The following is a 13535-nucleotide window of genomic DNA, read 5'->3' on the forward strand; positions in this document are numbered from 1 at the left end:
ATGAATGCTGAAGACTCCTTGAAACTTGCTCGCCGGTTTATCGGGTTGCCCCTGGAAAAGCGCCAGATGTTCCTCGCGGCCCTGCACAAGGAGGGCGTGGATTTCGCCCGTTTTCCGATTCCCCAAGGGGTCGAGGCCGATGATCGGCAGGCGCTGTCCTACGCGCAGCAGCGCATGTGGTTTCTCTGGCAGCTGGACCCGCACAGCGGCGCCTACAACTTGCCGGGTGCGGTGCGCCTGACGGGGCGCCTGAGTCTGACTGCGCTCGAGGCGGCGTTTGCCAGCCTGATGGCGCGTCACGAAACCCTGCGCACGGTGTTCCAGCGACAGGCCGACGACAGTCTGCTGCAAGTGCCGGCCGAAGCGCCGCTGGTGATTGAGCACGTGGATTTCAGCGGTCTCGCCGCGCCCGAGCGCGAAGTCGCAGTGGCCGACGCCGCTCAGCAACAATCCTTGCAGCCATTCGATCTGGCCGTCGGCCCGCTGCTGCGGGTCAAGTTGCTCAAGCTCGACGAACAGGAGCACGTGCTGCTGCTGACCCTGCACCACATCGTTTCCGATGGCTGGTCGATGAACGTGCTGATCGACGAGTTCATCCGTTGCTATGACGCCCATGAAGCCGGGCAGTCGCCGCAACTGGTGCCGTTGCCGATCCAGTACAGCGACTACGCACTGTGGCAGCGCCGCTGGCTGGAAGCGGGCGAGCAGGCGCGGCAGCTGGAATACTGGCAGGCGCAACTGGGCAATGAGCACCCGGTGCTGGAGCTGCCAACCGATCACCCGCGCCCGGCAATGCCGAGCTATCGCGGCACGCGCTACGAATTCGCCATCGACGGCGCGCTGGCGGAACAACTGCGCAGCAGCGCCCAGCAGCACAACATCACCTTGTTCATGTTGCTGCTCGGCGCCTTCAACGTGTTGCTGCATCGCTACACCGGGCAATCGGACATTCGCGTCGGCGTGCCGATCGCCAACCGCAACCGGGGTGAAATCGAAGGCCTGATTGGCTTCTTCGTCAACACCCAGGTTCTGCGTACCGAACTGGACGGGCAGACGCGCGTCGGCGATCTGTTGCGCGTCGTCAAAGAGACCGCACTCGGTGCCCAGGCTCATCAGGACTTGCCGTTCGAGCGGCTGGTCGAAGCGCTGAAACTGGAACGCAGCCTCAGCCACACGCCGCTGTTTCAGGTGATGTACAACCATCAGCCGCAAGTCGCCGACATCAGCACGGTGAGCACCGCGTCCGGGCTGGAGCTGGGCGTCATCGAATGGCAGGGTCGCACCACCCAGTTCGATCTGACCCTGGACACTTACGAGAAGGGCGGCAGGCTGCACGCCGCGCTGACCTACGCCAACGATCTGTTCGACCCGCAGACCATCACGCGCATGGCGCAGCACTGGCTGAATCTGCTGCGCGGCATGGTGCAGAACAGCAATCAGCGCATTAGCGATCTGCCGCTGCTGGAAGCGGCCGAATACCAACGCATGGTGTTCGACTGGAACAGCGCGCAGGCCAGCACTGCCGAGGCGTCGAGCATCCATCGCTTGATCGAGCAACAAGTTACCGCCCAGCCGGACGCGCTGGCCGTGACCTTTGGCGAGCAAACCTTCACCTACGTCGAGGTCGATGCGCGGGCCAATGCGCTGGCGCACAAACTGATCGAATGCGGCGTTGGCCCGGAAGTGCGGGTCGGCGTCGCCATGCAGCGTTCCGACAGCTTGCTGGTGGCATTGCTGGCGGTGCTCAAGGCCGGCGGCGCCTACGTGCCGCTGGACCCGGATTACCCGGCCGACCGCGTCGCCTACATGCTTGAAGACAGTCGCGCGCTGGTGCTGCTGACCGAGCAGGCCGTGGCCGAGACGCTTTCCGTCAGCGCCGAAACCCAAGTCCTGTTGCTGGACCGGATCGCCGCCGAACTGGCGGCGTATCCGTCCAGTGCGCCCGTCACGGCGGTGACGCCGGACAACCTCGCTTACGTGATCTACACCTCCGGTTCCACCGGCAAACCAAAAGGCGTGGCCATCGCGCACCGCAACGTGCAGGCCTTGATCGACTGGTCGCGCACGGTCTACAGCCGTGATGACATCCAAGGTGTGCTGGCGTCGACGTCGGTGTGCTTCGACCTGTCGGTGTGGGAGCTGTTTGTCACCCTCGCCAACGGCGGTTCGGTGATCATCGCGCGCAATGCCCTGGAGTTGCCGCAACTGCCGGCACGCGATCAGGTGCGGTTGATCAACACCGTGCCTTCGGCGATCAATGCCTTGCAGCGCGACGGGGCGATCCCGTCGAGCGTGCGCATCATCAACCTCGCGGGCGAGCCGCTGAAGCAAAGCCTGGTGGAAGCGCTGTATCAGCAGGCCAGCGTCGAGCACGTCTATGACCTGTACGGCCCGTCGGAAGATACCACGTATTCGACCTGGACCCGTCGTTCGGCGGGCGGTACGCCGAGCATCGGTCGACCACTGACCGGCACCGCCAGCTACCTGCTGGACGCTGATCTGCAACCGGTGCCGCAGGGCGCGGCGGCCGAGCTGTATCTGGCGGGCGCCGGCATCACTCGTGGCTATCTGGGTCGTGCGGCGATGACCGCCGAGAAGTACGTGCCCAATCCATTCGCCAACAACGGCGAACGTCTGTACCGCACCGGCGACCTGACCCGTTATCAGGCCGATGGCGCGCTGCAATACGTCGGCCGGATCGACCATCAGGTGAAGGTCCGCGGTTTCCGCATCGAACTCGGCGAGATCGAAGCGCGGCTGTTGCAGCAGGACGCGGTGCGCGAGCTGGCAGTGCTGGCTCAGGAAGGCGCCAGCGGCCAACAATTGGTGGCCTACATCGTGCCGACCGACGCGGCCGTGCTGGCGGCGGATGCCGATGCCCAGGCGAGCCTGCGCGAAACCCTGAAAGCGGCGCTGCGCCAACACTTGCCGGACTACATGGTGCCGGCGTACCTGCTGTTCCTCGAACAATTGCCGCTGACGCCCAACGGCAAACTCGATCGCAAAGCGTTGCCGGCCGTCGATGGCAGCCAGCAACAACGCGAACACGTCGCGCCACGCAGCGCACTGGAAAAAGCCCTGGCGGCGATCTGGCAGGACGTGTTGTCGATTGAAAACGTCGGCCTCGAAGACAACTTCTTCGAACTCGGCGGCGACTCCATCGTGTCGATGCAAGTGGTCAGCCGCGCCCGTCAGGCCGGGATCGTGCTGAGCCCCAAAGAACTGTTCCAGCACCAGACCATCCGCAGCCTCGCGCAAGTCGCCCGTCAGGGTCAGCAGACCTTGATCGACCAAGGCCCGGCCGTGGGTGCCGTGGCACTGGCGCCGGTGCAGCAGTGGTTCTTCGAGCAAGACATTCCTCAGCGTCAGCACTGGAACCAGTCGCTGTTGCTGACGGCGCAGCAGCCTGTTGACGCTGGCGCGCTGGATCGCGCGCTGAGCCAGTTGCTCAACCATCACGATGCGCTGCGTCTGCGCTACGAGTCGAGCGCCGAAGGTTGGCAGCAGGCGTATGCCGCGCCAACCGGCGAGTCGGTGTTGTGGCAGCGCAACGCGCAATCGCTGGAAGACCTCAAGGCCTTGTGCGATGAAGCCCAGCGCAGCCTGGACCTGAGCAACGGTCCTTTGCTGCGCGCGATGCTGGTGAATCTGGCGGATGGCAGCCAGCGTTTGCTGCTGGTCGCGCATCACCTGGTGATCGACGGCGTGTCGTGGCGCGTTTTGCTGGAAGACCTGCAAGCTGCCTACACCCACGCCTTGCGCGGCGCGGTTGGCGCCTTGCCAGGCAAGACCAGTTCGTATCAGCAGTGGGTCGCACGCTTGCAAGGGCACCTGCCGACTTTCGCCGAAAGCCTCGATTACTGGCAGGCGCAACTGCGTGATGCACCGCATGCCGAACTGCCTTGCGAGCGTCCTGACGGCGCACTGGAAAACCGTTTCGAAGACAAGGTCGAGCTCAAGCTCAGCGCCGAACAGACCCGCAAGTTGCTGCAACAGGCCCCGGCGGCCTATCGCACCCAGGTCAACGACCTGCTGCTGACCGCGCTGGCCCGCGTGGTCTGCCGCTGGAGCGGCCAGGCCAGCACCCTGATTCAACTGGAAGGTCACGGTCGCGAAGACCTGTTCGATGACGTCGACCTGACCCGCACCCTTGGCTGGTTCACCAGCCTGTTCCCGGTCAATCTGCGCCCGGCGGACAACCTGGGCGCTTCGATCAAAGCCATCAAGGAACAACTGCGTGCCGTGCCGGACAAAGGCCTGAGCTACGGCGCACTGCGTTATCTGGCGGACGCGCAAACGGCGGCGTCACTGAACAGCGACGTCAAACCGCGTATCACCTTCAACTACCTCGGCCAGTTCGACCGTCAGTTCGATGAGGCGGCACTGTTTGTGCCGTCCGGTGAGGGTGGCGGTGCGGCGCAGGATCCTTCGGCGCCGCTGGCCAACTGGCTGACGGTCGAAGGCCAGGTGTACGGCGGCGAGCTGGCGCTGAACTGGGGCTTCAGCCGTGAGATGTTCGACGCGGCGACCGTGCAGCAACTGGCGGATCAATACGCCCTTGAACTCAACGCTTTGATCGACCATTGCTGTGCGCTCGAAGCGCCGCAAGCGACACCGTCGGACTTCCCGCTGGCGCGCGTGACGCAGGCGCAACTCGATGCGCTGCCGGTGCCGGCCGGTGAGCTGGACGATCTCTATCCGCTGTCGCCGATGCAGCAGGGTCTGCTGTTCCATACCCTGTACGAGCAAGCGGCGGGCGAATACATCAACCAGATGCGCGTCGACGTTCAAGGCATCGATCCACAGCGTTTCCGCGATGCGTGGCAAGCCACCGTCGATGCCCAGGACATCCTGCGCAGCGGGTTTGTCTGGCAGGGCGAGCTGGCCGAGCCGGTGCAAATCGTCCACAAGCAGGTGCAATTGCCGTTCACCGCGCTGGACTGGCGCTCCCGTGACGATCAGCCACAAGCCCTCGCGGCGCTGGCCGATGCCGAGCGCCAACAAGGCTTCGACCTGACCTGCGCGCCGCTGCTGCGTCTGGTGCTGGTGCAGACCGACGCCGAGCAGTGGCACCTGATCTACACCCATCACCACATCCTGATGGATGGCTGGAGCAACTCGCAGTTGCTCGGCGAAGTGTTGCAGCGCTACAGCGGGCAGATTCCGGCGAATGCCGGCGGACGCTATCGCGACTACATCGCCTGGCTGCAACGTCAGGACGCTCGACTCAGCGAAAACTTCTGGGGCGAGCAACTGGCCGCCCTGCAAGAGCCGACCCGTCTGGCCCGCGTGGCCTCGACCAGCGACAGCCAGAGCGGTCACGGCGATCACTTCCAGACTCTCGACGTGGCGCAAACCCGTGTGCTGGAAACCTTCGCCCGCCAGCAGAAAGTCACCGTCAACACCTTGATCCAGGCCGCGTGGCTGCTGTTGCTGCAACGCTACACCGGTCACGAAGCCGTGGCGTTCGGGGCCACGGTTGCCGGGCGTCCGGCGGATCTGCCGGGCATCGAGCAGCAAGTTGGACTGTTCATCAATACCTTGCCGGTGATTGGTGCGCCGCGTCCCGATCAACGCGTGGGCCACTGGCTGCAAGCCGTGCAGGGGCAAAACCTCGGCCTGCGCGATTTCGAGCACACGCCGCTGGCGGACATTCAGCGTTGGGCCGGGCAGGGCGGTGAAGTGCTGTTCGACAACATCCTGGTGTTCGAAAACTACCCGATTGCCCAGGCCCTGAAGCAAGGCGCCGACCAGGGCGTGGTGTTCGGCGAAGTCGCCAACCTGGAACAGACCCACTATGCGTTGAGCGTCGCCGTCACCCTCGGTGAGCAACTGGCGCTGCACTACAGCTTCGACCGTGGCCATTTCGCCCACGCCGCCATCGAAGGCATCAGCGCGCACCTGCTGCAATTGCTTGAGCAGTTTGCCGTGTCCGCCGAGCGCAGCCTCGGTGAAATCGCCCTGGCCGATGCCGGGGAACACGCCCGCCAACAAGCCGATAACCACCCGCAGCCGTACCCGGTGGACGTCGCTGTACATCAGCGGATCAGCGCCTTGGCCGCCGAGCGTCCGCAGCGCACTGCGGTGATTTTCAACGGTCAGCACTTCAGCTATGGCGAGATCGATCAGCGCGCCAATCAACTGGCCCACGCGCTGATGGCACGCGGTGTCGGTGCCGAAACCCGGGTCGGCGTGGCCTTGCCGCGCAGCGAATCGGTGATTGTTGCCTTGCTGGCCGTGCTCAAGGCGGGCGGTGCCTATGTGCCGCTGGACACCAGTTATCCGCGCGAGCGTCTGGCGTACCTGATCGAGGATTCGGGGCTGGCGTTGCTGATCAGCGATTCGTCGGTGTCGGCGCAATTGCCGGTCGCCGAATCGGTGCCGGTGCTGGAACTGGATCGCCTCGACTTGCGCGAGTGGCCGATCAAGGCACCGCAGGTGCAGCTCGATCCGGACAACCTCGCCTACGTGATCTACACCTCCGGTTCCACCGGTAATCCGAAGGGCGTCAGCGTTGCCCATGGCCCGTTGGCGATGCACTGCCAGGCCATCGGTCAGCGTTATGAAATGCGTGACAGCGACTGCGAATTCCACTTCATGTCGTTCGCCTTCGACGGTGCTCACGAGCGCTGGCTGACCAGCCTGACCCACGGCGCCTCGCTGCTGATCCGCGACGATACATTGTGGACGCCGGAGCAGACGTACAACGCAATGCGCGAACACGGTGTGACCGTGGTCGCGTTCCCGCCGGTGTACTTGCAACAACTGGCCGAACACGCCGAGCGCGAGGGCAATCCACCCAAGGTGCGCATCTACTGCTTCGGTGGTGACGCGGTGCCGAGCGCCAGTTTCGAACGGGTCAAACGCGCCCTCGATCCGGACTACATCATCAACGGTTACGGGCCGACCGAAACCGTGGTCACGCCGCTGATCTGGAAGGCCGGTCGCGAAGTGCCGTGCGGTGCGGCCTACGCGCCGATCGGCAGCCGTATCGGCGACCGCAGCGCCTATGTGCTCGACGCCGATCTGAACCTGTTGCCGCAAGGCATGGCTGGCGAGTTGTACCTCGGCGGCACGGGCCTGGCGCGTGGTTACCTCAACCGTCCGGGGCTGACGGCCGAGCGTTTCGTCGCGGATCCGTTCAGCCACACCGGCGGTTTGCTGTACCGCACCGGCGACCTGGTGCGCCAGCGTGCCGACGGCACTTTCGACTACCTGGATCGCATCGACAATCAGGTGAAGATCCGTGGATTCCGGATCGAACTGGGGGAAATCGAAGCCTGCCTGCAAGCCCTCGACGGCGTGCGCGAAGCGGTGGTCGTGGCGCAGGAAGGCAGCGCCGGCAGCGGCAAGCGTCTGGTGGCCTACGTGGTCGGTGATTCGGCGCGCGAAGATTTCGCTGAAGACCTGCGCGAGCAACTCAAAGCCACACTGCCGGCGCACATGGTGCCGGCCTATGTGCTGCGTCTGGAGCGCATGCCGCTGACACCGAACGGCAAACTTGATCGCAAGAACCTGCCGAAACCGGACGTCAGCCAATTGCAACAAGCCTACGTTGCGCCGCAAACCGTGCTGGAGCAGCAACTGGCGACGATCTGGCAGGACGTGCTGAAACTTCAGCAGGTGGGTGTCAGCGACAACTTCTTCGAACTGGGTGGCGATTCGATCATCTCGATCCAGGTGGTCAGCCGTGCGCGGCAGGCCGGGATCCGCTTCACTCCGAAAGACCTGTTCCAGCACCAGACCATCGCTGCACTGGCGGCGGTGGCCAAGGTGGGCGAGCAGGCGCAAGCCATCGATCAGGGCCCGGTGACCGGCGCGCTGCCGTTGCTGGCGGTGCAACAGGCCTTCTTCGAACAGGACATCCCTGAGCGTCAGCACTGGAACCAGGCGGTGATGCTCAAGCCGACTCAGCCGTTGCAGGCGGCGGCACTGGAGCAGGCACTGGGCGCGCTGGTCGCGCACCACGATGGCCTGCGCCTGAGTTTCGTCGAGCAGGCCGATGGCTGGCACGCCGAGTACCGCAGTCTCGACAGCCGCAACGACGCTCTGTTGTGGAGTGTTGATGTAGCCGATGCCGCTGCGCTGGAAGCGGTGGCCAACGAGGCGCAACGCAGCCTCGATCTGCAAGCCGGGCCGTTGCTGCGTGCAGTGCTGGCAAACCTCGACGACGGCAGCCAGCGGTTGCTGCTGGCGATCCATCACCTGGTGGTGGACGGCGTGTCGTGGCGGATTCTGTTCGATGATCTGCAAAGCGCTTACCGGCAGATCGCAGCGGGCGAGCCCCTGCAATTGCCGGCGAAAACCAGCGCCGCCAAGGCCTGGGCCGAGCACCTGCAAACCTACGCCCGCAGCAGCGAGCTGCGCTCCGAACTGGCGTACTGGCAGGAGCAGCTTCAAGGTGTCGATGTCGCGCTGCCGCTGGACAACGCCGACGGTGGCCTGCAAAACCGTCACGCGCTGACCGTGCGCACCCGTCTGGACAAGGCCCTGACCCGTCAGTTGCTGCAGGACGCTCCGGCGGCCTATCGCACCCAGGTCAATGACTTGCTGTTGACCGCACTGGCCCGCGTGATGGTGCGCTGGACCGGCGCCGACAGTGCGTTGATTCAACTCGAAGGCCATGGCCGTGAAGAGCTGTTCGACAGCATCGACCTGACCCGAACCGTGGGCTGGTTCACCACCGTGTACCCGGCCAAGCTGACGCCGGTTGCAGAGCTGGGCGCGTCGCTGAAACAGATCAAGGAACAACTGCGCGCGATCCCCAACAAGGGCATCGGTTTTGGAGCGCTGGCGTATCTGGGCGAGCAGGCCGATCGCGCCTCCCTCGCGCAACTGCCGGTTCCGCGCCTGACCTTCAACTACCTGGGCCAGTTCGATGGCAGCTTCGACGCCGCCGATGGCGCGCTGTTCGTGCCGTCCAGCGAAGCGGCGGGCGATGAACTGAATGCCAATGCGCCGCTGGCCAACCAGTTGGCGCTCAACGGCCAGGTGTATGGCGGCGAACTGAACCTGGGCTGGACGTTCAGCCATGAGATGTTCGATGAGGCAACGATTCAGCGTCTGGCCGATGATTACGCCCAGGAGCTGCAAGCGCTGATCGCGCATTGCTGCCAGGCCGATCATCACGGTGTCACGCCGTCGGACTTCCCGCTGGCACGTTTGAGCCAGGCTCAACTGGACGGCTTGCCGCTGGTGCCACAGCTGATCGAAGACGTTTATCCGCTGTCGCCGATGCAGCAGGGCATGCTGTTCCACGCGGTGTATGAAGAATCCACCGGCAACTACATCAACCAGATGCGCCTGGACGTCGAAGGCCTCGACCCCGAGCGTTTCCATCAGGCCTGGCAGGCCGCCGTCGATGCGCACGACATTCTGCGTACGCGGTTCGTCTGGCAGGGCGAGCTGGATGCGCCGGTGCAAGTGGTCAGCAAGCACGCGCAAATGCCTTACAGCCTGCACGACTGGCGCGCGCAGCCGCATCGGGAAGACGCGTTGCAGACCCTGGCCGACGCCGAGCGTCAAAGCCTGGACCTGAATGCGTCGACCCTGCTGCGTCTGGTGATCGTACGTATTGATGATCAGCGTCATCACTTGATCTACACCAACCACCACATCCTGATGGATGGCTGGAGCAACTCGCAGTTGCTCGGCGAAGTGCTGCAACGCTACAGCGGCAAGTTCAGTGCCGCGCACGCAGGTCGCTACGGCGATTACATCGGCTGGCTGCAGCGTCAGGACGCGGCGGCGAGCGAGGCGTTCTGGCTGCCGGCGTTGCGTACGCTGGACGAGCCGACGCGCCTGGCTCATGCCATCGCCCGGCCGAAAGATGCACCGGCGGTGCAAGGCTACGGCGACCATTATCGCGTGCTGGACAGCGAGCAGACCGCGCGTCTGGGTGAGTTCGCCCGTGCTTCCAAAGTCACCGTCAACACCTTCGTCCAGGCTGCATGGCTGCTGGTGCTGCAACGCTACACCGGCAAGGCCAGCATCGCGTTCGGCGCCACCGTGGCGGGGCGTCCGGCAGACTTGCCGGGGATCGAGCAACAGATTGGTCTGTTCATCAACACCTTGCCGGTGATCGCCAGTCCACGTCCCGAGCAATCGCTCGGCAGCTGGCTGCAAGCGGTGCAGGCGCAAAACCTCGCGTTGCGCGAGTTCGAACACACCGCGCTGTTCGATATCCAGCGTTGGGCCGGGCAGGGCGGTGAAGCGCTGTTCGACAACATTCTGGTGTTCGAAAACTACCCGATTGCCCAGGCGCTGGAGCAGGGCGCACCGCAAGGTCTGCGCTTCGGCCCGGTGGCCAACCACGAACAGACCAACTACCCGCTGACCCTGGGCGTAAGCCTGGAAGGCACGCTGGAAGTGCATTACAGCTTTGACCGCGAACACTTTGCCGATGCCACCGTCGAGCAACTGGGCGCTCAGTTGAACCACGTGCTGATGCAGATGGCCGGCGGTTCCGATCAACGTTGCCTGGGCGACCTGCAACTGCTCGACGCGGCTTCACGGGAGCTGGCGCTCAACGATTGGGGTTATTGCGCCGGGCACTACCCAACTGCGCTGCACGTGCATCAATTGTTCGAACAGCAAGTACAACGCGCGCCGGATCAGGTTGCGCTGTACTTTGCCGATCAGCGTCTGACGTACGCCGAACTCAACCAGCAGGCCAATCGTCTGGCGCATACCTTGCGTCAACGCGGCGTCGGTCCTGACGTGCTGGTGGGGATCGCCGTCGAGCGTTCGCTGGAGATGATCATCAGCCTGCTGGCGGTGCTCAAGGCCGGCGGCGCGTACGTGCCGCTGGACCCGCAATACCCGAGTGATCGCCTGACCTGCATGATCGAAGACAGTGGCCTGCTGCTGTTGCTGAGCCAGAGCCATTTGCTGGAGCGTCTGCCGCAGGTCGCAGGCGTCGAGGTGCTGTGTGTTGATCGTCAACCAGAGCAGCTCGAAAGCGCTGATCTGCCGAACCTGACCCTGGCCGATAACCTCGCGTACGTGATGTTCACCTCGGGCTCGACCGGACGTCCGAAAGGCGTGGGGATCAATCAGGCGTCGCTGACCAAGCACGCCTACGTGACCGTGGACCTGATGGCGTTGACCGCGCAGGACTGCGTGCTGCAATTCTCGACGTTCAACTTCGACGGTTTCGTCGAGCAGCTGTACCCGGCGCTGATCACCGGTGCTTCGGTCGTGCTGCGCGGCACCGAGATCTGGGACAGCGAAACCCTTTACACCGAGATGCTCGACAAGCGCATCAGCGTGATCGACCTGACCACCGCCTACTGGGGCATGCTGGCCAAGGACTTCGCCGAAGTCGGCCCGCGTGACTACGGCGTGTTGCGTCAGGTGCATGCTGGCGGTGAAGCGATGCCGCCCGAAGGCATGGCGGCCTGGAACAAGGCCGGTCTGGCCCACGTTCGTTTGCTCAACACCTACGGCCCGACCGAAGCCACCGTGACCGCCACATCGCTGGATTGCGGCGACTATGTGACCGGTGCCGAGCCGACGCCATCGACCTTGCCGATCGGTTCGGCGTTGCCGGGCCGTTCCATCTACCTGCTGGACATCGCCGGCCAACCGGTGCCGGTGGGCGCGGTGGGCGAGCTGATGATCGGCGGCGAATTGCTCGCTCGCGGTTATTTCAACCGTCCGGACCTGAGCGCCGAGCGCTTCATGCCGGATCCGTTCTCGGTGCAGCCGGGGGCACGTCTGTATCGCACCGGTGACCTGGCGCGGTTCCGTGCCGACGGGGTGATCGAGTACATCGGGCGTGTCGACCACCAGGTGAAGATTCGTGGTTTTCGTATCGAACTGGGTGAAATCGAAGCGCGTCTGCTGGATGCCCAGACCGTCCGCGAAACACTGGTGATGGCAGTGGCCGGGCCAAGCGGTCAGCAACTGGTGGCCTACGTGGTGCCGACCGACGCCGAACCGGTCATGGCCGACAACGATCTGCAAAGCGAACTGCGCCGAGCATTGCGCGAGCAGCTTCAGCAAACCTTGCCGGACTACATGGTGCCGACGCACCTGTTGTTCCTGGCGAAAATGCCGCTGTCGCCCAACGGCAAACTCGATCGTCATGCGTTGCCGAAACCCGATGCGGCGCAGGCGCAGCAGGATTACCTGGCCGCAACCAATACCGCCGAGCAAACGCTGGTGGACATCTGGCAAGCGGTGCTGGGCCTGGCGCAAATCGGTGTGACCGACAACTTCTTCGAACTGGGCGGTGACTCGATCGTCTCGATTCAAGTGGTCAGCCGCGCCCGTCAGGCGGGTATTCATTTCAGTCCGAAAGACCTGTTCCAGCACCAGACCATTCAAGGTCTGGCCAGTGTCGCGCGGGTTGGCGAGGGCGGTTTTGTCATCGACCAGTCGCCGGTCACCGGTGCGTCGCTGTTGCTGCCGGCGCAATTGCAGTTCTTCGAAGAAGGCGTGGCCGAGCCGCATCACTGGAACCAGTCGGTGCTGCTCAACACCTCGCAGACCCTGGACGCCGGGCATCTGAAGGCCGCCCTCGACGCGTTGATCGAACACCACGATGCACTGCGCTTGTCGTTTGCGTCTGTCGATGGCCAATGGACCGCGCAACACCGGGCGGTCGGCGAGCAGCCGGAGGATCTGCTGTGGCAAACCCAGGTCGCAGACGCCGCAGAACTCGAAGCGCTGGGCCTTGAAGCGCAACGCAGTCTCGCCCTCGGCGGGCCGTTGTTGCGCGCCGTACTGGCGACGCTGGCGGACGGCACTCAGCGGCTGTTGCTGGTGATTCATCACCTGGTGGTCGACGGCGTTTCGTGGCGTGTTCTGCTGGAAGACCTGCAAGGGCTTTACCAGCAAATCAGCAGCGCTCAGCCAGTGAAACTGCCGGCCCGGACCAGCGCGTTCAAAACCTGGGCCGAGCGCCTGCACGCTTATGCGAGCAGCGAAACGCTGCTGGCCGAGCAACCTTACTGGCTCGAACAGCTGCAAAACGTATCCAGCCAGTTGCCGGTGGATCACGCCGACGGCAGCTTGCAGAGCCGTCATGAACACACAGTGCAGACCCGACTCGGTGCGGACCTGACCCGGAAACTGCTGCAAGACGCGCCAGCGGCCTATCGCACCCAGGTCAACGACCTGTTGCTGACTGCACTGGCACGGGTGATCAGCCGTTGGACCGGTGAGGATTCGACGCTGATTCAGCTCGAAGGCCATGGCCGCGAAGACCTGTTCGCCGACATCGACCTGAGCCGCAGTGTCGGCTGGTTCACCAGCCTGTTCCCGGTCAAGCTGACTGCCAGCGCCGAGCTCGGCGCTTCGCTCAAAGCGGTCAAGGAACAACTGCGCGCCATCCCGAACAAAGGCATCGGCTTCGGTGTGTTGCGTTATCTGGGCAGCGACGCGGTCCGTGAAACCCTGCGTGCCTTGCCGCAACCGGCGATCACCTTCAACTACCTCGGGCAGTTCGACAGCAGCTTCGATGCTGGGCAGGCAGCCCTGTTTACGCCGTCCAGTGAAGCACGCGGTGCGGAGCAGAGCCTGGACGCCTT

Annotated in this window: 1 protein-coding gene (only partly in view); it reads left to right on the forward strand. The window is 64.1% G+C overall.

The features are described 5' to 3' along the window. Window positions 1–13535, forward strand: partial view of a non-ribosomal peptide synthase/polyketide synthase gene (locus IF199_RS09575; RefSeq protein WP_192560200.1) — the 5' portion only. Its footprint extends 3430 nt past the window's final position; only the first 13535 of its 16965 coding nucleotides appear in the window; its start codon is at window positions 1–3; the stop codon falls past the right edge of the window.

Origin of the sequence: Pseudomonas allokribbensis (assembly GCF_014863605.1) — a bacterium.
In the GTDB taxonomy this organism is placed as follows: Bacteria; Pseudomonadota; Gammaproteobacteria; order Pseudomonadales; family Pseudomonadaceae; genus Aquipseudomonas; species Aquipseudomonas allokribbensis.